The organism is Erysipelatoclostridium sp. An173 (assembly GCF_963931465.1).
Classification (GTDB): domain Bacteria; phylum Bacillota_I; class Bacilli_A; order Erysipelotrichales; family Coprobacillaceae; genus Thomasclavelia; species Thomasclavelia merdavium.
Window position 1 is genome coordinate 2,136,494 of sequence record NZ_OZ007017.1, and the last position, 20,661, is coordinate 2,157,154.

At 28.1% G+C, this 20,661-nt stretch carries 23 protein-coding genes; 10 read left to right on the plus strand and 13 right to left on the minus strand.

The annotated features are described in order from the left end of the window. Positions 1–52: 52 nt before the first annotated feature. Positions 53–241, minus strand: coding sequence for a hypothetical protein (locus ABGT36_RS10690; RefSeq protein ID WP_087301309.1), 189 nt, complete (start codon positions 239–241; stop codon positions 53–55). Positions 242–254: 13 nt separating this feature from the next. After that, the gene (hflX, locus tag ABGT36_RS10695) at positions 255–1,481 is read right to left on the minus strand and encodes a GTPase HflX (protein ID WP_346677909.1); all 1,227 of its coding nucleotides are present in this window, start codon (positions 1,479–1,481) and stop codon (positions 255–257) included. 49 nt (positions 1,482–1,530) lie between these two features. Here hflX and ABGT36_RS10700 point away from each other — a divergent pair, with 49 nt between their 5' ends. The 8 genes from ABGT36_RS10700 (at position 1,531) to ABGT36_RS10735 (ending at position 9,146) form a co-directional block, all read left to right on the plus strand. After that, positions 1,531–2,439 (plus strand): nucleoside recognition domain-containing protein, encoded by a 909-nt coding sequence (locus ABGT36_RS10700; protein WP_346677911.1) that lies wholly within the window; start codon positions 1,531–1,533, stop codon positions 2,437–2,439. Between the two features lie 119 nt (positions 2,440–2,558). Continuing rightward, entirely contained in the window at positions 2,559–3,416 is an 858-nt protein-coding gene (locus ABGT36_RS10705; RefSeq protein ID WP_087301315.1) for a Cof-type HAD-IIB family hydrolase, read from the plus strand. A gap of 318 nt (positions 3,417–3,734) precedes the next feature. Further along, positions 3,735–4,124 carry a transcriptional repressor gene (locus ABGT36_RS10710; RefSeq protein ID WP_087301317.1) on the plus strand — a complete coding sequence of 130 codons (390 nt, stop codon included), beginning with the start codon at positions 3,735–3,737 and terminating at the stop codon, positions 4,122–4,124. 21 nt (positions 4,125–4,145) lie between these two features. Continuing rightward, positions 4,146–4,730, plus strand: coding sequence for a rubrerythrin (gene rbr / locus ABGT36_RS10715; protein WP_087301319.1), 585 nt, complete (start codon positions 4,146–4,148; stop codon positions 4,728–4,730). A 139-nt stretch (positions 4,731–4,869) separates the two neighbouring features. Then, entirely contained in the window at positions 4,870–5,121 is a 252-nt protein-coding gene (locus ABGT36_RS10720) for a PTS transporter subunit EIIB (protein WP_346677915.1), read from the plus strand. 78 nt (positions 5,122–5,199) lie between these two features. Next, positions 5,200–6,702: a glucose PTS transporter subunit IIA gene (locus tag ABGT36_RS10725; protein WP_346678644.1), complete on the plus strand. Its 1,503-nt coding sequence runs from the start codon at positions 5,200–5,202 to the stop codon at positions 6,700–6,702. A gap of 7 nt (positions 6,703–6,709) precedes the next feature. Beyond that, positions 6,710–8,350 (plus strand): alpha,alpha-phosphotrehalase, encoded by a 1,641-nt coding sequence (gene treC / locus ABGT36_RS10730; RefSeq protein WP_346677916.1) that lies wholly within the window; start codon positions 6,710–6,712, stop codon positions 8,348–8,350. 274 nt (positions 8,351–8,624) lie between these two features. Further along, positions 8,625–9,146, plus strand: a complete 522-nt coding sequence (locus tag ABGT36_RS10735; protein ID WP_087303404.1) for a DUF6431 domain-containing protein — start codon at positions 8,625–8,627, stop codon at positions 9,144–9,146. Positions 9,147–9,160: 14 nt separating this feature from the next. On the opposite strand, the gene ABGT36_RS10740 is transcribed toward ABGT36_RS10735, so the two are convergent. From ABGT36_RS10740 to rdgB, 5 genes are all read right to left on the minus strand, one after another. Then, positions 9,161–9,595 (minus strand): DUF1810 domain-containing protein, encoded by a 435-nt coding sequence (locus ABGT36_RS10740; RefSeq protein WP_087303402.1) that lies wholly within the window; start codon positions 9,593–9,595, stop codon positions 9,161–9,163. 262 nt (positions 9,596–9,857) lie between these two features. Next, positions 9,858–10,949, minus strand: coding sequence for a hypothetical protein (locus ABGT36_RS10745; RefSeq protein WP_346677919.1), 1,092 nt, complete (start codon positions 10,947–10,949; stop codon positions 9,858–9,860). A 299-nt stretch (positions 10,950–11,248) separates the two neighbouring features. Continuing rightward, a complete protein-coding gene (locus ABGT36_RS10750) occupies positions 11,249–11,899 on the minus strand; it encodes a TIGR01906 family membrane protein (protein WP_296882812.1) in 651 nt (216 codons plus the stop codon). Beyond that, on the minus strand, positions 11,889–12,398 hold the full coding sequence (locus ABGT36_RS10755) for a tRNA (cytidine(34)-2'-O)-methyltransferase (RefSeq protein ID WP_087302907.1): 510 nt from the start codon (positions 12,396–12,398) through the stop codon (positions 11,889–11,891). Before ABGT36_RS10755 ends, ABGT36_RS10750 begins: the two co-directional genes overlap by 11 nt. Then, positions 12,399–12,986 carry an RdgB/HAM1 family non-canonical purine NTP pyrophosphatase gene (gene rdgB / locus ABGT36_RS10760; RefSeq protein ID WP_087302905.1) on the minus strand — a complete coding sequence of 196 codons (588 nt, stop codon included), beginning with the start codon at positions 12,984–12,986 and terminating at the stop codon, positions 12,399–12,401. Between the two features lie 128 nt (positions 12,987–13,114). Here rdgB and chbG point away from each other — a divergent pair, with 128 nt between their 5' ends. Next, positions 13,115–13,858: a chitin disaccharide deacetylase gene (chbG, locus tag ABGT36_RS10765; protein ID WP_346677921.1), complete on the plus strand. Its 744-nt coding sequence runs from the start codon at positions 13,115–13,117 to the stop codon at positions 13,856–13,858. 31 nt (positions 13,859–13,889) lie between these two features. Here chbG and ABGT36_RS10770 read toward each other — a convergent pair whose 3' ends face one another. The 6 genes from ABGT36_RS10770 to ABGT36_RS10795 all read right to left on the minus strand — a co-directional run bounded on the left by ABGT36_RS10770 (position 13,890) and on the right by ABGT36_RS10795 (position 19,605). Continuing rightward, positions 13,890–14,642: a MurR/RpiR family transcriptional regulator gene (locus tag ABGT36_RS10770; RefSeq protein WP_087302901.1), complete on the minus strand. Its 753-nt coding sequence runs from the start codon at positions 14,640–14,642 to the stop codon at positions 13,890–13,892. A gap of 39 nt (positions 14,643–14,681) precedes the next feature. Beyond that, entirely contained in the window at positions 14,682–15,437 is a 756-nt protein-coding gene (locus tag ABGT36_RS10775; RefSeq protein ID WP_087302899.1) for a metallophosphoesterase, read from the minus strand. A 162-nt stretch (positions 15,438–15,599) separates the two neighbouring features. Beyond that, the gene (locus ABGT36_RS10780; protein WP_087302897.1) at positions 15,600–15,797 is read right to left on the minus strand and encodes a hypothetical protein; all 198 of its coding nucleotides are present in this window, start codon (positions 15,795–15,797) and stop codon (positions 15,600–15,602) included. Between the two features lie 126 nt (positions 15,798–15,923). Beyond that, the gene (locus ABGT36_RS10785) at positions 15,924–16,979 is read right to left on the minus strand and encodes a hypothetical protein (RefSeq protein ID WP_346677923.1); all 1,056 of its coding nucleotides are present in this window, start codon (positions 16,977–16,979) and stop codon (positions 15,924–15,926) included. A gap of 1 nt (position 16,980) precedes the next feature. Continuing rightward, positions 16,981–17,508 carry an ECF transporter S component gene (locus ABGT36_RS10790; RefSeq protein WP_087302893.1) on the minus strand — a complete coding sequence of 176 codons (528 nt, stop codon included), beginning with the start codon at positions 17,506–17,508 and terminating at the stop codon, positions 16,981–16,983. A 171-nt stretch (positions 17,509–17,679) separates the two neighbouring features. After that, positions 17,680–19,605 (minus strand): NAD(P)/FAD-dependent oxidoreductase, encoded by a 1,926-nt coding sequence (locus tag ABGT36_RS10795; RefSeq protein WP_346677924.1) that lies wholly within the window; start codon positions 19,603–19,605, stop codon positions 17,680–17,682. 180 nt (positions 19,606–19,785) lie between these two features. Between ABGT36_RS10795 and ABGT36_RS10800 the strand changes: the two genes are divergently transcribed. Continuing rightward, entirely contained in the window at positions 19,786–20,649 is an 864-nt protein-coding gene (locus ABGT36_RS10800; RefSeq protein ID WP_346678646.1) for a MurR/RpiR family transcriptional regulator, read from the plus strand. Positions 20,650–20,661: the final 12 nt, after the last annotated feature.

Sequence of the window (20,661 nt, forward strand, 5' to 3'; positions counted from 1 at the left end):
CCTTGGCATTAATAATATTTTTAATTCTAGCAAAAAAATAAGCAATAATCAACTAATTGATTATTGCCGGTTTATCTTCTTCTTTTTCAAACATTTCCTTAATGTTATCTTTAGATTTAATTACCAATTCTCTAATTTGATGCAATGTTTCATCAGTAACTAGAATATCAAATGCTTCTTGAGCCGATGAAGCTTCCACTGCAATTGATAAATCTAGGCGAAAGAGTTTTTTATCATCCATGATAAGACCTCCTTTAATTTTCTAATAAATACTGTTTATATCTAACAATAAAACCAGGATGAGCAGATATTTTCATATAAATACTATTTTCTAAATACTCAGATTCTAACACTAAACAATGCTGATGTAAATACTTAAATACTTCACCATCTTGATATGGAATATTTAATTGATAAATAGCATAATCTTTAAAGAGGATAGCGCTGATGTTTTTTTCTAGCTGATCTAATCCAATATGCTCCTTAGCCGAAATAAATACGTATGGCTCCTTAGGAATAACTAAATCATATTTATTTAAATCAATTTTATTATAAGCATAAATCATCGGCGTATCCTTAATTCCTAATTCCTTTAATACCTGATTAGTAGTTTCAATACATTGGTCATAATTTTCATTAGAAGCATCAACAACATGGATCAATAAATCAGCTTCTAATACTTCTTCTAATGTTGAACGAAATGCATCAATCAATTGATGCGGTAAACGATTTATAAAACCAACTGTATCACTCATTAAACAAGGACATTTATTTATTTCAATATATCTAGTAGCAGTCTGTAAAGTTGCAAATAACATATTTTTCTGTAAAACATGTTTTGATGAATTATTACAAAAAGCATTCAATAATGTACTTTTACCACTATTTGTATAACCAACTAATGCAATTACTGGTAGTTCATTATCTTTTCTTTTTCGTCTTTGAGTTTGACGCTGTTTGACAATTTTAGCTAATTGTCGTTTAGCTTGTGTAATCTGATTGGCAATCAAACGGCGATCTAATTCAATCTGCTTTTCACCACTACCTCGAAATCCAGAACCACCTTGTTGACTATATAAATGTTCTTTCATTCCCGCAAGACGTGGTAATAAATATTGTCCTTTAGCGATTTCAACTTGAAGTTTAGCTTCTTTACTTTGAGCCCGAACTTCAAAGATCCTTAAAATCAAATCAGTTCGATCAGTTACTTCAATATCTAAAATATCCGTTAAATTTTTAACTTGAAGTGGTGAAAGCTCCTCATCAAAAATAACTATATCAATATCATCTAAATCATTTTTGATTTCTTGGACTTTTCCAGTTCCAAGATATAAAGAAGGATTAATTTTATCTAAATTTTGAACAACTTTTTTAGCTACCTCGATATTACAAGCTTTACATAATTCGACTAGCTCGTCTAAAGACTTATCGATATCATAGCTCATATTATAATATTTTACACCTACAATTAATGCCTTCATTATTTCACCCTACTATATTTTACATTATCAAAATCAAGAAGGAAAGCTTATGAAAAAAATTAATTACTATTTTACTTTGATTTTAGTTGCTTTTATTACTTTATTTTCTTTTTTTAATATGTTCCAAATTGTCGCACTATCAAATAACGTAATTAAAATTGTTATCAATAATCTACTACCTTCATTATTACCATTTATGATTCTTATTTCCTTATGCCTTTTACTTGGCTTATTGAACTTCTTTAGTTATATAATTCAATGGTTTTTTAAACCATTATTTAAATTATCACCAATCATGTCTTCAATATACTTTATTTCTTTTTTTTGTGGTTATCCAACCAATGTAAAAATGATCAAAGAAGCCTATGAACTAAAATACATTAATCTTCAAGAACTGCAGCATTTATTATCCATTGCTTCTTTTGCCTCTATTTCTTTTATCTTTGTATCTTTAAATTTAGAAATACCACTAGTTATTTATATCTGTCATTTAATACCTAGTATAATAAAAGCCCTATGCTATCGTCAACATTATTCTTTTTTAAGTTTACAAGAAGCAATCGCTAAAATAAAACAACCGCATTTAAATTTCGTCGATGCCCTAAAAAAAAGTATCTTATCATCATGTTATGCATTTATTTTTATTTTAGGATACATGTTAGTATTTCAATTTATAGGTTATGCAATTAGTCACTTTATCAATGATTCCTTTATCAATGCTGTTATTTTAGGAGTTTTAGAATTTAGCTCCGGCAGTCTAGGCTTATTACAATTTGAACATACGCCATTAGTCTATAGTTTGATTTGTTTTAATTTATCATTTAGCGGGTTAAGTGTAATGATGCAAACTGATAATTTATTAGATGGAATCGATTATAGTTTTAAAAAATATTTCCTAGCTCGTTTATACCATGGTATTTTTTCGTTTATACTTTGTTATTTATATTTGAGTATTTGATATAATTTTATCAAATTACTTTATTATATATCAGAAAAATTGACTTATATTTTCATTTTTGATAAAAGCAATTATTTTATTTGTGAAATTTAGTATAATGGATACAGCGAGGTGGAATTATGGAAAATAGTTATAAAGTAATTATTATGGATGTTGATGGCACTTTAACAAATAGTGAAAAAATTGTTACGCCAAAAACAAAAGAAGCATTAATTAAAGCAGAAGAAAAAGGAATTAAATTGATTTTGGCTTCAGGACGGCCAACTTCAGGATTAGTTGATTTAGGAAAAGAACTAGAAATGGATCGTTATCATGGTTTATTTGTTTGTTATAACGGAAGTAAGGTCGTTGATTGTCAGACAATGGAAACATTGTTTAATCAGCCATTATCAGTTGCTGAAGGTAAAGCAGTCTTAGAACATATGAAAAAATTTGATCGAGTTCGTCCAATGATTGATAAAGGTGAATATATGTATGTAACAAATGTATATGACAATTATATCAATTTTAATGGTAAACCATTCAATGTTTTTGAATATGAATCACGTGGTGGTAAATATAAATTATGTGAAGTAGATGATTTAGCTAAGTTCGCTGATTTTGAAATTAATAAAATTTTAACTACAAGCGACCCTGAATATTTACAAGCTAATTATCAAGAAATGATGGCACCATTTAAAGATACTCTAAGCTGTATGTTTACTGGTCCTTTCTATTTTGAATTTACTGCTCAAGGAATTGATAAAGCTAAAGCATTAGATGCAGTTTTAAAACCAATGGGTTATAAACAAGAAGAAATGATTGCTTTTGGTGATGGTCAAAACGATGCCTCTATGGTTAAATATGCTGGTTTAGGTGTTGCAATGGCTAACGCTGTTGATGAATTAAAAGAAATCAGCCAATATATCACTGGTTCAAATGATGAAGATGGTATTGCTGATGCATTATATAAATTTATCCCAGAATTAAATGATTAAAATAAAGCCGGATTAAAGACTATTTGATATAGTTTTTGATCCTGTTTTTATTTTTGAAAGCATTATTATATACATAAAGTTGTATTATAATGCTTATTTATGTAAAATATAAACGAACGAAAGGAGCAAAATAAGTATCTTTTCTTAGACATTACTATTTTTCAAATGGGTTATTTATAAATTTAATAAAATAAACATTAATATTAATATCTTTTTTAAAATTGATTAAAGTTTCTAACTTATGCAAAACAGTTGACTAAACCAACAAAAGAATATATTATAATAGTAACCATTACTATTTATGTAAAGGAGGTAACAATGCCAAAAACTAGATATTCCAAGCAACGTGAACTTATCTACAACAATTTAATTGCAAGACATGACCACCCAACTGCTGAAGCAATTTATAGTGATTTAAAAAAGGATCACCCTGAATTAAGTTTAGGTACCGTATATAGAAACCTTAACTTTTTAGCGGATGCCCAAATGATCAGAAAACTTGATGTTGGCCAAAACATAGTCCATTTCGACGGGGACTTAAGTGACCATTATCATTTTATCTGCAATAATTGTAAAAAAGTTTTTGATATTAATTACCAGGATGAAAAAATTAGTAATGTTGTAAAACAACAAACAAACCATCGAATTGAAAAAATAGAAATTGTTTTCAGCGGTACATGTGAATGTTGTTTAAAAAAAGAAAATTAGGATATGGAGGAAAATTTACTTATGACACTTAAAGGAACAAAAACTGCAAATAATTTAATGCATGCTTTTGCAGGAGAAAGCCAAGCTCGTAATCGTTACACTTACTATGCTTCAATCGCTAAAAAAGAAGGATATGTACAGATTCAAAATATCTTCTTAGAAACAGCAAATCAAGAAAAAGAACATGCTAAAAGATTAATGAAATTCTTAAATAAAGATTTAGCTGGTGAAACAGTATATACTGAAGGAAATTTCCCAGTATTACTTGGAAACACTGCTGAAAATTTAAAAGCAGCTGCTGCTGGTGAAAACGAAGAATATAGCGAAATGTATCCAAGCTTTGCTAAAACTGCTCGTGAAGAAGGATTTGAAGAAATCGCTTCTGTTTTAGATAGTATTGCAATTGCTGAAAAACATCATGAAGCTAGATATTTAAAATTATTAGAAGCTTTAGAAAATGGTACTACTTTCAAACGTGAAGCACCAGTAGTATGGAAATGTAATAACTGTGGATTCATCTATGAAGGTTTAGAAGCACCTGAAAGATGTCCAGCTTGTGATCATCCTCAAGCACATTTTGAAGTTAATACTTTCTTTTTAGGGTAATAACTATAATGGCTAAATAAACGGTCTTTGTAAAATAAGCTATCATTAATAATGATTGTCCTATTTTACAGGACCTTTTTTCTTTACTAAAATTATGTATAATATTAGTAAAGAAATTCATTTTTATTAGGAGGAAAAAATGAGTAAGTTTGAAAATGACGCTCAAGAATTATTAAAATATATTGGTGGAACAGCAAATATTCGTGCTGTAACCCATTGTGTAACTAGGATGCGTTTTGTCTTGATTGATTCAAGTGTTGCTGATATCTCTAAAATTGAATCTATTCCATCTGTTAAGGGGACATTTAATCAATCTGGACAATTTCAAGTAATTATTGGTAATGAAGTAGCTAATTTCTATAATGATTTTATTAAAATAAGTAATATTTAAAAAAATGACCAGGAAACAATAAAAAATAATGATTCTAAACAAAACCATATTCAAAGAATAGTTGCGATACTAGGTGAAATCTTTGCCCCATTAATTCCGGCTTTAATTTGTGGTGGTTTAATTTTAGGTTTTAGAAACATTATTAGTGAAATTAATTTTTTTAATAATGGCACTCAAAGCTTAACAGATATTTATCCATTTTTAGCTAGCTTTGATCATTTTCTATGGTTAATTAGTGAAGCAATATTCCCATTACTTCCAGTAGGAATTGTCTGGTCAATAACTAAAAAAATGGAAACCACACAAATATTAGGAATTATATTAGGTCTAACTTTAGTTATACCACAGTCAATTTCTAGCTTGGAATTAGGAGTTGTTCAAATTTCAATAACCGATTATCAAGGACAAATCGTTACGGCTATGCTAGCAGGTTTTATGCTGGTATTTATAGAAAAATCATTTAATAAAATTATTCCAAATGCTATTAAAATGATTATTGTTCCCTTTTGTTCTTTAATATTGACTGTATTTGTTACTTATGTAATTTTAGGTCCTATTGGTTTAATCATTGAAAGTATTATCGCAAATGTTGTTAATAGCGCTTTTACTTCAAACCTGGCAATAATTATTGCTGCCATAATTGGTTTTATTTATGTTCCTTTTGTCATGACGGGATTGCATCATTTAACAATCATCATTGATACTATTTTAACTACTACTTTTGGTGGTACTATTCTTTGGCCAATGATTGCTTTGTCTAATATAGCTCAGGCTTCTAGTGTATTAGCGATGTTTGTATTACAAAGAAATGACAAAAATGCTCGTAAAATAAATGCCCCTGCCTGTATTTCCTGTTATTTAGGTGTTAGTGAACCAGCTTTATTCGATGTAAATATTAAACATCATTTTCCATTAATTAGTGGTATGATTGGTTCAGCGATTGCAGCTGCAATCTCAGTTAGGTTTGGTATCCAGGCTTTCAGTATTGGAATTGGTGGACTACCAGCAATTATTTCAATCAAACCAGAATTCTGGGGTTATTATTTATTAGCGATGGCTGTTGCTATTGGTATCCCCTTTATTTTAACTTATGTATCTGGTAGAAAAAAATTAGCAACCCCTGCAAAATCAAATAAAGAAAAAGATTTTATTTGCCCAATGGCTGGCAATCTAATACCATTATCTAAAGTAGAAGATCAGGTATTTTCACAAGGCTTAATGGGTGATGGCTTTGCAGTAGAATTAAAAAACGGTGAAATTATTGCACCATTTAGTGGTGAAGTGATAATGACTTTTCCTACCAAACATGCTTATGGATTGAAACGTGATGATGGATTAGAAGTTTTAATTCATATTGGTATGGATACCGTCCAGTTAAATGGTAAGAGTTTTGAATCTTTCGTTAATCAAGGTGACTTTATTAAACAAGGACAAACTATCGCTAAAGTAGATCTTGAATATGTTTTATCACAAAAAAAATCGGTTGTTTCTCCGGTTGTATTTACTAGTGGCGAGCATATTGAATGTAATGAGCAATTTGTACAATTAAAACAAGAAAATATTTTTAAATGGAAAGGATAATAATAAAATGGCAAATTTTCAAGATAAAGTTGTATATCAAATTTATCCCAAATCATTTCAAGATAGTAATAATGATGGTTTTGGTGACATTAATGGAATTATTAAACATCTAGATTATTTAGAAAAACTAGGTGTTGATTATATTTGGTTAAATCCTATTTTTGTTTCACCGCAAAATGATAATGGTTATGATATTGAAGATTATTACGCTATTGATCCTAGCTATGGCACAATGGCTGATTTAGAAAAGTTGATCAGTGAGGCTAAAAAACATAATATCTACTTAATGTTCGATATGGTCTTTAATCATACTTCTACTAATAATCAATGGTTTAAAAAAGCATTAAATGGCGAACAAAAATACAAAGATTATTATATTTTCAAAAAAGGGAAAAATGGTAATCCGCCAACTAACTGGCAATCTAAATTTGGTGGTAATGCCTGGAAATATGTCGAAAAATTTGATGAATATTACTTACATTTATTTGATGAAACTCAGGCAGATTTGAACTGGAAAAATCCTGAAGTTAGAAAAGAAATGGCTAATATCGTTAATTTCTGGATTGAAAAAGGAATAAAAGGTTTTCGATTTGATGTCATTAATTTAATCGATAAAGAATCATTTGAAGATGATTATGAAGGAGTTGGAAAAAGATTCTATACAGATCGTCCTTTAGTTCATACATATCTTCAAGAATTAGCTCAAAATTCTTTTGGAAAATATGATGATATTATTACGGTTGGGGAAATGTCAGCAACATCAATAGATAATTGCGTTGGTTATACCAATCCTAATAATCATGAATTATCAATGGTATTTAGCTTCCATCATCTAAAAGTAGACTATAAAAATAAAGAAAAATGGACTTTAATGCCTTTTGATTTTCAAGAATTAAAACAATTATTAAATGATTGGCAACTAGGCATGCAAGAGGGTCATGGCTGGAACGCACTTTTTTGGTGCTGTCATGATCAGCCCCGAGTTCTTTCACGATTTGGGGATGATAAAAACTACCCTAAAGAATCAGCTAAAATGCTTGCAACAACAATTCATTTACTAAGAGGAACTCCTTATATCTATCAAGGAGAAGAAATTGGAATGACCAATGCCTACTTTGATAACATTGAACAATACCAAGATGTTGAAAGTTTAAATGCTTTTAAAATCTTAAAACAAAATGGCATGTCAGAAGATGAAATTTATCAAATCTTACAAAGTAAATCTAGAGATAATGCACGAACACCAATGCAATGGAATAATCACCGTTACGCTGGATTTTCTAATGTAGAACCATGGATTGCTGTCAATGAAAATTACCATGATATAAATGTTGAAAACAATTTAAAAGATTTAGATTCAGTGTTCTATTACTATCAAAAACTTATTAAATTACGTAAACAATATTCAGTTATCCTACAAGGTGCGTATGAGCCATTATTACTTGATCATCCTACTATTTTTGCTTATAAACGAATTGATCAAAATGATGAAATAATTGTCTATAATCATTTCTATGATGATAATCAATCAACAATTACTGTTGATGCTAGTCAATATGATATTTTACTTTCTAATGTTCAAAGAAACACATTAGAAGATACAATAATTTTAAAACCATATGAATCGTTAGTTTTAATCAAAAAATAATATATATCGATTATCAAGAGATTTTTTAGTGAAATAAGAAATCTCTTTTTTATTATAATTTAAAATTAGTAGTTTAATTTTAATAATTATTCAAAACTGTTGCTACCGATTAACAAATTTAACTGATATAATAATAGAAGATACAGTATTACCCTAACGACCTATTAACTATTATAACCCACTATACTTTATTGATCTTCGATTACCCTTTTTATAATTAAATAATTTAACTATTACATCTAGATAAATTTTTAGTTATAAATGGAGGGATAATATGATTGCCATCACCGATAATAGCGAATATTTTAATGTTGAAATAACCCAAGAATTATACGACTCAATAATTAAATTAATCAATTTTAAAAAGATAAGGTGTACTTGTGGTCAAAAAGGCACTTTAGTTAAAATTGGTACATATCCTCGTCATTATAAAATTCCCGATCGAAAAATCTGTATTCAAATTCAAAGAGTAATGTGTAAACATTGCGGTAGAACTCATGCAGTTCTTGTTCAAAATATGGTTCCTTCTTCAATGCTTTTAGTAGCTACACAAATCGAAATATTGAAATCATATTATAATCATTCATTAGTTGATTTTTTAGATCAGCATAGTGCCATTGATTTATCAAATATCTATTATGTAGTCAAGAATTATGAAAAGAAATGGAAAATCTATTTAGAAAGTGCAAATTTATCTTTAGAAAGTAATGAATCTAATATTGTAAATTATTTTCTTGATCATCATCATAGTCAATTTATGCAAATGAAAAGAAATATTAATATCATCAAATATTAAAATAGTGATTTGCTTTATTGCAGATCACTATTAGTTTCAATACCAATAATTCTTAACGTATTTTTATCAAATTGCCCATCATAAAATTTATCAATAACATGTTTAAAAACTTTGTTTTTACTTGCCACATAAAATAATGTCATTGATGATTGTAACTTTAAATTATCAGGATAACCTAAAATTATAACTGGATTATTATTTTTTAATTCTAATAATGCATTACTAATTTCGAATAATCTTTTATTTAAAATAGGATTTTGGAGATATTCTTTAGCCTCATCTAAAGAATCAATAGCATAATAAACTGCAGTTGAACTATGCCCCAATCCTTTAATCTGTGGAAAAATATACCACATCCAATGACTAACCTTGCAGCCATTTTTTATTTCTTTTAAAGCTTGATCATAGCTATTTTTTTGAGCATCAATAAAACGTTGTAAATCAGCCATTTAATCACCACCTATATTCATCATATCATAAATTTTAATTTATTTATTAAAATAGAGCTTAAAACTAAATACTACGATAGCAAAAAAATCTTTAATTCTTTTCATATTGCCACCTCCTGATAAAATTCTAGCGCATTATATCTAGTTATATCACTGTATTTAATGATAATATTCTTACAAATTTATGATAAAAGAAAACATTTTATAAATTGTTTTTCTTATTAATATAGATTAACAAAGAGGAATTAGTTATAACATTAAACTAATTCCTCTTTGCTTCATTAATTATTCTTTCTATTGTTATAGTAGTTGGTTTTCCATTTATATAACCTTCTTTTAAAGTTAAATCTTCAATCAGTTTATCAATAGTTTCCTTAATTTCATCTTCTTTTACTAATCCAACTATCTCCATTGCTTTTTTCAATGAAATATCTGTTTGTTCTAATAGACTTATTAATATTTCATATTTTTCTTTAGCGCGTCCTTCTAATATTCCTTCTTTTTTTCCTATTTGTCGTCCTAATGCTTGATTTTCAATTATTAATCCTTGCGCTAAGTTACACATATTTTCAACTCCTTTCTTTAGTTTATCACTCATTTTAAAACCATATTCTTTTTCTAAAATTCCCCTTATCTCTTGAACACTTCTTCCGCTCATTCCAAACAGTAACATCACTACTCTTAATAATTCATCATTCTGTTCATATTTTTGGCTTATTTCATGTTTACTGCTTGTATAAATCGTTGCTATCTTGATCTTATCATAGGCTTCTTTTTCTTTTAACGGTATTCCTGATTCCACCTTTTCTTGTAGACTATATATCCTGATCGTTCCATCATATTTTAATGGTGCTTGAGGCATTAACCAGATTGAATATGTCTTTTGCATCTTTTGATAATTATCACCATTGATTACTGTTTTAACTTGCTTAGATATCAGTCGGCTTGTATAAGCAATCCCTCTTGTTACTATCTTATAATCATTATAGATACTGTTTTGAGCTTCGATATTGATCTGCAGCTTACAGGCTTTTTGTTTATTTCTTTTAGGAACATCAAGTTCAAAATGGACATCAAATCTTAGTATTCCTTCTCCAGGAATGAATGATTCATTACTGCTGGTTTTAACTACTCGATTGCCTGGAAATACCGGTTCATGATTAATATTAGCTGGAATGATTTCCTGAATTTCCTCAATCGTAAAATCACGCAATTCATCAACGACATATTTTAAAATATGTGCTAATATCTGGGTATCACTAAGAAGAACTTTACAGGTTTCATCAAGCTTTACACTTTTAGAATCATTATTGATGATCGATTGATTAATAACTGTAGCTGTGTAATTATCCATAGACAGCACCACCAGTTACTAAAGATAAATAAGTTTGATTATAAAAAACATCTTATTGGCATATTTCATATTAACACTCCATTACTATAATATTTAAATAATTTTTATTGTTTAATATGCCAAAGTCATTTTAAAGATAGTTATATTATAACATATAAAATACTATTTTTTATCTCAAATTTATCTCATTTTTATAATGATAATTACTCATAAAATCTAACTAATATTTATATCATTATAGTAAAGTATTTTAAAACAAATCTGATTTTATTAAAAAATGGTCCTTGTAAAAAGGACCATTATAAATCAATATCAGCAACAATCTTTTTTTGTTGATAACGATAATACCCTAAACATATTATCGCTAAAAGGCATACAATAACTACAATTAACATAAAACAGTGCATAAAAAACGTTTCTGGTAAAATAGTAATAACCGGATCAGTTCGGTAATCAAAGATCCAATAATCATTTCTAAAAACTATCTGGTGAAAAAGTACAAATGCTCTTTCAAAGTCCAAAGCAGCTAAAAAGCCTAACACAGTTGGCACAATAATTGTAATTAAACCAGTTAATCGTAAAAAACGATATTCTTTTTCTTTAATCTTTTTAATTGTCATTGGAATTGAAATTAACCCACTGATAACCATCATTACTTGAATTGCTTCAAAAATACGTTTTACTTCTTCAAAATGAATTCGACCACTATCAGACATTACAAAATCTGGTAAATTCAATGTTCCTTGGTAAAAAATTGATTGATAATTAATTAATATCCGATAATTTTCTTTAATAGTCTCTGCATCTAAACCACTAATTTGATCAATATTTAAATAATTAATATCAAAATAATATAATGGTTTAAAAAACACTGTAAAAACAACCGCAAAACTAATGATAAAAATCATAAGCATAATCGCTAGAAAAATATCATTTTTTTTATAACTCATATAAGAACTCTTCACCTTTTTGAACTTCTACTTTAGAAAGCTGTGGATAATTTTGTTGTCTTAAAGCTTCATAAATACAAATCGCTGCACAATTAGATAAGTTTAAACTTCTAACTTTATCACTCATTGGAATTCTTAAACAACGATCTAGATTTTCTGTTAATATTTCTTTTGGAATTCCATCATGTTCATGACCGAAGAATAAGTAATGCTCTTTACTAGTATCGCTAAAATCCTGATCTGTAAAACATTGATGTGAATAACGTGTAAAGAAATAATATTCACCAGGATTTTTTTGTTTAAAATCTTCATAACTTTCATATACATGAAGATCTAAATCCTTAACATAATCTAATCCAGCTCGTTTCATTTTTTTATCATCTAAATCAAAACTCATTGGTTTAATAATATGTAAACTAGTATTAGTCGCTACACAAGTACGCATAATATTTCCGGTATTTTGAGGAATTGCCGGATGAACTAAAACTATATGATTCATTTAATCCATCTCCTTTAAAATTGCATATAATTTTTTCAACGCTTTTGCACGATGTGAATGTTTATTTTTTTCTTCCATTGACATCATAGCTGAAGTCATTTTACATGGTGGGAAATAAAAAATCGGATCGTAACCAAAACCATTTTCCCCTTCGATTTTATCATTGATTAACCCTTCCATTGTTTCTTCGATAATGATTGGTTCTTGACCAGGGATTACTAAAGCCATCGCACAAACAAAGCGAGCTGTTCGATCTTTATCTTTTAGCGCATCTATAATATATTGATTTTTAATATCATAACTTGTATCATGACCTAAAAAACGAGCTGAATAAACACCAGGCTGTTTATCAAGAGCGTCAACTTCTAAACCACTATCATCAGCTAATACTGGTTTATTAACAATTTTAGCAATTGTGCTAGCTTTTATTAAAGCATTTTCTTTAAAAGTTGTTCCTGTTTCTTCAATATCGATTTCTTCATTTAAAACATCTTTCATTGATAATACTTCAATATTAATATCTTTAAGCATTGCCCTAATTTCTTTTAATTTGCCTTGATTAGTCGATGCTACAATTAATTCTTTCATGACTATACCTCCATTTTTTATCGTGTTTATTATAGCACGATTATAGAGTAGTTTGCAGATTTTGAAAAAATAAATACTATTTTTTTATTCACGATATAATTTGATTATAGATATTGGAGGACTATAAAATGACTAAAAAAATAATTATAAACGCTGATGATTTTGGTATCAGTGAAGGGGCAGTATTAGGGATAATTAAAGCTCATCAAGATGGGATCCTAACTTCAACAACTTGTATGGTTAATATGCCATATGCAAAAATGGGCTTAGAACTTGCAAGTAGATATCCTAATTTAGGAGTAGGAATTCATCTAGTTTTAACTGTAGGACGTCCATTAATTGACGGTGCTAAAAACTATGTTGATAAAAATGGTAACTTTTTAAGACCGTCTGCTTATCCTAATGAAGAACCAAATGCTAATTTTGATGAATTATATCGAGAATGGAAAGCTCAAATAGAGAGATTTATTAAATTAGCTGGTAAAAAACCAACTCATATCGATTCACATCATCATGTTCACTTATTACCACAACATCATGATGTAGTAATTAAATTAGCTAAAGAATACGATTTACCAATTAGACAACGTGACCAAATTATTAATAATTATCAATATGTTAGATGTAATGATCAATTCTACAAAGATAATGTAAATTATGAATATTTAACTAGTGCTATAAATGATATTGATGAATATGGTGAAATAATGTGTCATCCAGCTTTACTTGATTGGCGTTTATATCAAATGAGCAGTTATAATATACCAAGAATGAAAGAATTAGATCTTTTGTGTGATAAAAAAATAAAACAGTTTATTATAGATAATGATATTGAACTAATCAATTATTCTAATCTTAAAAAGACAGATTAAAACCGAGCCAGTTAGCTCGGTTTACTTTTTATTATAAATAGTATTGTTGGTAATAATGAACCCGTAATAAATCACAAATTGTCATAATTTGATAATTAAAGTTTATTCCATCAAATTTACCAGGAACATGAATTACATAATCAGAAATCTTATATTCATCTAATTCATATGTTTTATTTTGCGTAATCAAGATTGAAGTACTTAAATCTACTCGTAATTCCTTTTTTATATCAACAAAATAGTTCATTGATCTACCTGTAGCAGAGATAAAAATTGTCACATCATTTTCATCTAAAACCACATCTTTATCAAAACTATGATATTGAATTACTGGTTTGCCAAATGTAATCAAATCAGTTTGTAATTCAACGGCAATAGATAAAGGATATAAAGCACCAATTAATATAACTCGTTTAGCTTTAAAAATTGCTTCACAAATAGTTGAAATATAAGCATTCATTTCTTCATTTGAACAAGATTTTTCCATATCATTAATTAATTGTTCACTATTGATGCCTAACATTCTAGCTCTGATTTGATCCAAACGAACCATATGAGTTCTTAAAAGATCATTTTTAAACTTATCAAAGCTTTCATATCCTAATAAATTACAAAAAGCAACTATTTTTTCTTTAGTGACACCACTTTTTAAGACAACATCATCAATGTCAAAATCTTCAAAACCTAAATAATTATAAACAACAAATTTACAAAAACGATAATAGTCATCAACTACAAAAGCGCCATTTAAATATGTTAATATTCTACTCAATAATATATTCATATAATAACCTCCACTACTTAATAAATTCTTTTTACATTTTTAAATGTTTTTTGCAGCTTCTAAAACTTCACTTTTTTTAACTACAAAAACTTCCATCGTATTTAAACAAATGCAATTTAATTGACCTTTATCGAATGGTCCTAAACCACCATCAATCCCAATTTTATCTTTAAAAACTGGATCATGCCAAATATCAAAACAATCTTTCTTTTGATGAATATAACATGTAGGTGTATGTCCAAATATTATAATTTTATTATCCAATCCCTTTGACATAAAGAAATACTCACGCATCCAGGCACATTCTTCTTCAGTTTGTTCATATAACCCTTTTTCTGGATTAATTCCAGCGTGAATCAAAACATAATCTTGATCATTACAATTTATTTCAATAAACGATGGGCATTTATTGACATAATCAATCATCATTTTATAAAAAGCTGCTTTAACTATTTTATAATCAAATTCATTAAGGGCTTTCTTTTGTAAATATTCATGATAACTATGGGCTGTTTTATTTCCGCCATTTTGAGCCCACATTCGTCCTTGTGATGAAGTTGGATCATCAGCAATAAAAGCATCACGCATCATGATTTCATGGTTACCACGAATCAGATGAATATTTTTAAATTTTTGAATATATAAGTATATTTTTAAGCTATCTGGTCCCCGATCGCAACAATCTCCTAAAATATATAATACATCATCATCAGAAAATTTTATTTTTTCTAACATTTTGATAAAAACATTATAATGTCCATGAATATCGGAAAGCACATAAATATTTTTAGGCATACTTTATCACCCTTTCTTATATTAGTTTATCATTATTCACTATTTTTTTAAATAAATATTGTAAAAGTAATTACATTTATTATTTAAAAAAATAGTGATTATTACATAATAAATAAAAAAATGGAGTATCTTAAAATACCCCATATAAAAACCTAGCTAATTTTATTTATTATTATCATTACTAACCTGAATAATCCCCACTAATGATAAGATAATCCCTACTAATTTCATTCCAACCGATAACCCCAATAAAAGACCGGTAGTAAAGTCTGAAAAATCACTTAAAAAATAACTATTAAAATAACCCAAGACTTCTCCTAAAATAATTAATCCTAATCCGACTTTTAAATTCTTGATCATAATTTTCTCCTAATAACAATTAACAACTCAATTCAATTAAACAATGATATATTTATTGTATAAATATAAACAGTAAAAAACATCAAAATTATATTAATTAAATATTAAGTTATAAAAAAATCACGTTTATTCAACGTGATATAAATAATTAACTTGTTTAAATATTTGGTATGCTTCAAAATATTTATTTTCTAATGGTATCCAGATATTTTTAAATTTTTCTAACATCATAGCACCATTACGATCTAAAATTCTTTTTTCTTGTAACTTATCACTAATATCCAAACCGATTGCATAATCATAATATTTTCCAAAATATGGATGTAAGCTATATGTTCCCTCAATAATATTTAAATTATGATAAGGAATTACTTGAATATCATCATCTAAAGCCATCTTGGAACAATTAAATCTTTGATATTTGATTGATTTCTTTTTTAAAAGCGGATCAATTACTGTTTCTTTAAAACGTTCATAATCAACATTGCCCCCTGGCATAGATAATCTTTCCTCAGTACGTTGAAATGGTCTTAAAAAAAAATCATCCATTTTAAAAAGATTAGCATCATAAATTTCACAAAGCAAATTGGCTAAAAAAGACTTCCCAGCACCACATTTACCATCAATGGCAATTGTTAGTGGTTTGTTGGTAATAAGTAATTGATTAATTTTATTAATAATATCAAAATATTGAAAATATCGCTTATCTACAAGTCGATAATGTGGTTTATATTCTTTGCGATATTGCTCAGAATGAGAAATTGGTGGAAAATTTAATTTTTCATATGCCTTCAATTCTGCTTCAAACTCTTGATTATCGTAATCAATTTCACCTTGAACCATTGCTGCTTTGATAGTTTCTAATTTATTGATAAATGATGCTAAATTACCATGACTTTGTTTTGAAGAAGCAACAAATATTTGATTTAAAGTTAATATTTGAACAGAATCTAATTTACCTAGATAAACTCGAATTAAATTATCACCAATAACCTCACTAGTTAAAGTGGTTTGACTATTCAATGTTGCACATTCATTTTGTAATCTTTCTAGACTATTATCAAAAGAATCAATCATATGTCCGCCACCAAATTCATTCTGGTAGATTAGTTTAATAATATCTCGAGGCTTCATGCCTGGATAGCGTATTAAATGTTCTTTAACTAGAGTTATAATATTCATACTACTTAATTAAACGAGCCTTTTGTAAAGCTATAATGATAGCTGGAATTAAAATTAATTGTAAGATAATTCCTGGAATTGCTTGACTAAAAGCTCCGGCAATAAACATTGCAAAAGCAAAGCTTTGTCCTGACATACCATATAAAATAACACTTACAATTCCCCAAACTACTCTACCACCAAGCATAGCAATAATTAAGCTTAAATAAATATTGCTAGTTTTTTTAGATAACCTATTGTATAAAAAACCAGATAAAAATCCATATGCTGCTAATTCAAAGGCCATCGCAATTGCAGTTGGAAACATTGGCGGCATTGAAAATAGTGCACTTCTAAGTAACGGTACAATAAATCCTACGATTAATCCTAAAGGACCACCACAGATAAAACCACATAAAATTACTGGAATATGCATTGGTAATAACATACTACCAAAACTTGGAATTTGCATTGTTAAAAAAGGTAACACTAAACCTAATGCAAGAAAAAATCCTGCTAAAACTATTTCTTTAACTGATAACTTTTTCATCTTTTCCTCCTTGTAAAACATGAAAAAAGCCATAAAAATGCCTGTAATATCCTAATCAAATATATACAGAACTACCTTCATGGCATTACGTTATCTTCTTGATAACTTGATTATCGCTTAAATCATGTATATCAATTTTAGCGATAAATTTTTATCTTGTCAATAAAAACATTATAGTTTTAAAGCTAATTTAGTAGCTTCATAAATAGCCTTTTTAGCATCTCCAGCTTTTAAAGCATCACCTATGACATATACATTGCCTAAATCTTTGATATCTTGATATAATTCATCATTTGGTTTAGAACCAAATGCTAAAACAATAGCATCAAAACCAGTTAAAGTTTTTTCATTTCCATCTTGTTGATAAACGATTCCATCAGGATTGATTTTTAAAACTTTACTATTTAATAAAATATTAATTCCTAATTGTTTTACATGTTCTAATAAATTTTGACGTGGTCTTTTGGGTGCTAATGGTGCTGCTTTATCTAACATATCAACAACAGTTACTTGATTACCATATTCACCAATTAATTCTGCAGTTTCCACACCAACTAATCCAGCACCTAAAACTAATACTTTTTGATTTTTAAATACTTGTTTAAATGATAAAATATCATTAGCTTTATAAACATTTGAATTATCAATACCACTAATTCCTGGAATAACTGGCAATGATCCTGTTGCTACAATAATTTCATCAAAATTTTCAGTAGCTAATAATTCTTTTGTAGCGGTTGTTTTGTATTTTACAGTAACATTATATTTTTGACAGAACGCTAAATAAGTTGAAATTGTTTTCGCTAAATCCTGCTTCATTACTGGAACAGATGCTAAACGATATTGACCACCAGCAGTTGCTTCTTTTTCATATACAGTAACTTGATGACCTTTTTTACCTAAAATCCAGGCTGCTTGTAAACCAGCAGGTCCTCCACCAATAATGGCAATCTTTTTAGCTTGTTTTGCCTTTTCAATTTTCCAAACATTTTCTTTACCACTAAAAGGATTAATCATACATGAAGTACCAAAACCATCTTCAAATGATGTTGTATATAAGCATCTTTGCATACAACCAGTACAAGTTAAAATTTCATTAATTTGACCATTTTTAACTTTATTAGGGAAATGCGGATCACAAATAGATTGGCGACCTAAAGCAACAAAATCCATCGCTTTTCTTTTAATAGCACTTAAAGCTAAAGTAGCATCATTAATTCGACCCACACCGATAACAGGAATATTAATGACATCTTTTACTTTTTTTACATTATCAATATTAAAGCCATTTTTCACATAATAAGATTGAATAGCTGTTCCATAAGAAATATGAATAGCATCAGCTCCAGCTTGTTCAAATAACATTGCCTGAGCTACTGCATCTTCAATATCATTACCACCATAATATCCTTCTGCACCACTTGTTCTAACTACAACTGGGTAATCATTTCCACAGGCTTTTTTAATTTCTTCAATAATTTCACAAACAATTCGAGCTCGATTAGTAATATTACCTCCATAACGATCAACTCGTTTATTAACTCCTTTTGATAAAAACTGAGCTAATAAATATCCATGAGCCCCATGAATTTCGACTCCATCAAAACCAGCTTTTTTAGCTCGCAATGCACTTGCAACAAACTTATCAATGATAACAGAAATTTCTTCAGTTGTTAATTCATGAATAGTATTTGGTTTAGAAACATCAGGAATGTTACTAGCACCAACGGCTGGTAACTTAGTAGTTCCTTTTCCTTGTAAACGTCCTGAATGTTGTAATTGAGCAAAAATATAACTACCATTTTCGTGTACTCTTTGTGTTAATTTAGTTAACATTGGTATAAAACAATCATCATAAATACCGGCTTGAGTTTTTTCGGCTAATCCTTCTTCACTTACACATAAAAATTCAGTTGTAATTAACCCAAAACCACCTAATGCTCTTTCACCATAGTAATTTAAAGCTTGATTTGTAAATTGATGATTTTCATCAGTATAATGACTATCCATCGCTGGAACAACTAATCGATTTTTAATTTCTAATTTTCCAATTTTCATTGGTTCAAATAATGCACTATAATTTTTATCCATATCCATAAATACTCCCTTCTTTTAAGATGTATTTTAACGATATTTACAATAAATACAATCAATTTAAAAAAGTCGCAACAGTGCTTTATTTAAAGACTTTTTAAGTGGCAAAATAATAAAGCAGCGTTTCACTTTCTATGTTATAATGTTTAAAATTGGAGGTATTGTATATTATTAGAACAGCGAATTAAAAATTTAAAACATATGTCATTATCTCAGCAAATTATTGGGGATTTTATTTTAGAGAAAAGATACCAAATCAAAGAAATGTCAACTAGAGATATTGCTAAAATGACTTATACATCATCGGCAACTGTCGTTCGTTTTGCTAAAAAATTAGGTTATGAAGGATTTAATGATTTAAAAAATGATTATTTAAATGAACTATATTATATTGATACCCATTTTAATCATGTAGACGCCAATTTTCCTTTTAATAAAAATAATTCTTTAACTGAAATTGCTGGTAAAATTAATAATTTATACAAAGAAACAATTGATGATTCTTTGTCATTGATTGATTTTGACCAATTACAAAAAGCTATTGAAATAATGCAAGCTTCTGCTACAATTCATATTTTTGGTCTTGGAAGTTCGTTACTTTTTGGTAAACGTTTTAAATATCAAATGACTAGAATTAAAAAAAGAGTTGAAATTGAAACATTAGCAGGTGAATATGGCTTTAATATCAATCTTGTTTATCAAGATGATTGTGCCATTATAATTTCCTATTCTGGAGAATCAACCACAGTTATTAATCACGCTAAATTATTAAAAGAAAAAAAGATTCCTATCATTGCTATTACTAGTTTAGGCGATAATCATCTTAAAGAATATGCTGATATTATCTTGCATATTACTACTAGAGAAAAACAGTATTCTAAAATTGGTAATTTTTCTAGTGAATATTCCATTCAGTATCTTTTAGATTTACTATATACCGGATTCTTTGCTTTAAATTATGATCAAAATCTTGATAATAAAATCCAGCTTTCTAAAACAATTGAAAAATGCCGTCATCCTCAATCAAATATTATTAAAGAAGATTAAAAAAGTAGATAT

Excerpts from the sequence above, each read along its gene's own strand:
- ABGT36_RS10690 (WP_087301309.1), bottom strand. The coding sequence starts at position 241 with ATGGATGATAAAAAACTCTTTCGCCTAGATTTATCAATTGCAGTGGAA.
- hflX (WP_346677909.1), bottom strand. The coding sequence starts at position 1,481 with ATGAAGGCATTAATTGTAGGTGTAAAATATTATAATATGAGCTATGAT.
- ABGT36_RS10700 (WP_346677911.1), top strand. The coding sequence starts at position 1,531 with ATGAAAAAAATTAATTACTATTTTACTTTGATTTTAGTTGCTTTTATT.
- ABGT36_RS10705 (WP_087301315.1), top strand. The coding sequence starts at position 2,559 with ATGGAAAATAGTTATAAAGTAATTATTATGGATGTTGATGGCACTTTA.
- ABGT36_RS10710 (WP_087301317.1), top strand. The coding sequence starts at position 3,735 with ATGCCAAAAACTAGATATTCCAAGCAACGTGAACTTATCTACAACAAT.
- rbr (WP_087301319.1), top strand. The coding sequence starts at position 4,146 with ATGACACTTAAAGGAACAAAAACTGCAAATAATTTAATGCATGCTTTT.
- ABGT36_RS10720 (WP_346677915.1), top strand. The coding sequence starts at position 4,870 with ATGAGTAAGTTTGAAAATGACGCTCAAGAATTATTAAAATATATTGGT.
- treC (WP_346677916.1), top strand. The coding sequence starts at position 6,710 with ATGGCAAATTTTCAAGATAAAGTTGTATATCAAATTTATCCCAAATCA.
- ABGT36_RS10735 (WP_087303404.1), top strand. The coding sequence starts at position 8,625 with ATGATTGCCATCACCGATAATAGCGAATATTTTAATGTTGAAATAACC.
- ABGT36_RS10740 (WP_087303402.1), bottom strand. The coding sequence starts at position 9,595 with ATGGCTGATTTACAACGTTTTATTGATGCTCAAAAAAATAGCTATGAT.
- ABGT36_RS10745 (WP_346677919.1), bottom strand. The coding sequence starts at position 10,949 with ATGGATAATTACACAGCTACAGTTATTAATCAATCGATCATCAATAAT.
- ABGT36_RS10750 (WP_296882812.1), bottom strand. The coding sequence starts at position 11,899 with ATGAGTTATAAAAAAAATGATATTTTTCTAGCGATTATGCTTATGATT.
- ABGT36_RS10755 (WP_087302907.1), bottom strand. The coding sequence starts at position 12,398 with ATGAATCATATAGTTTTAGTTCATCCGGCAATTCCTCAAAATACCGGA.
- rdgB (WP_087302905.1), bottom strand. The coding sequence starts at position 12,986 with ATGAAAGAATTAATTGTAGCATCGACTAATCAAGGCAAATTAAAAGAA.
- chbG (WP_346677921.1), top strand. The coding sequence starts at position 13,115 with ATGACTAAAAAAATAATTATAAACGCTGATGATTTTGGTATCAGTGAA.
- ABGT36_RS10770 (WP_087302901.1), bottom strand. The coding sequence starts at position 14,642 with ATGAATATATTATTGAGTAGAATATTAACATATTTAAATGGCGCTTTT.
- ABGT36_RS10775 (WP_087302899.1), bottom strand. The coding sequence starts at position 15,437 with ATGCCTAAAAATATTTATGTGCTTTCCGATATTCATGGACATTATAAT.
- ABGT36_RS10780 (WP_087302897.1), bottom strand. The coding sequence starts at position 15,797 with ATGATCAAGAATTTAAAAGTCGGATTAGGATTAATTATTTTAGGAGAA.
- ABGT36_RS10785 (WP_346677923.1), bottom strand. The coding sequence starts at position 16,979 with ATGAATATTATAACTCTAGTTAAAGAACATTTAATACGCTATCCAGGC.
- ABGT36_RS10790 (WP_087302893.1), bottom strand. The coding sequence starts at position 17,508 with ATGAAAAAGTTATCAGTTAAAGAAATAGTTTTAGCAGGATTTTTTCTT.
- ABGT36_RS10795 (WP_346677924.1), bottom strand. The coding sequence starts at position 19,605 with ATGGATATGGATAAAAATTATAGTGCATTATTTGAACCAATGAAAATT.